Genomic DNA, 247 nt, shown 5'->3' on the forward strand with positions numbered 1-247 from the left:
CTCCACGAACTCAATATCGGTGATCTTGAATCGCGCGAAGTTGAAGAGGGAGCTGCGCGTGTCATCCTTGATCCACACTTGAACTGTGTGTTCCGTCACGTCACAAAGTTCAACCTGCTCCAGCCAGCTCGTGCCCGGAAACTTCACGAACCATTGCTGTCTCTTTTCGAGAATATTTTTCTTGGGTTCCGGAGGTGGCGGCAGGCCGTGTCGTGGATCGAGCGGGTGAGGGCGGTTGGTTCCGTAT

At 54.3% G+C, this 247-nt stretch carries 1 protein-coding gene; it reads right to left on the reverse strand.

Features of this window, described 5'->3' with window-relative positions:
* A partial coding sequence (locus AC1RPU_RS08435) for a hypothetical protein (protein ID WP_481769720.1) occupies nt 1-247 on the reverse strand: 247 nt, incomplete at both ends.

The organism is Dellaglioa sp. CoH-55-MRSF-7 (genome assembly GCF_056782235.1).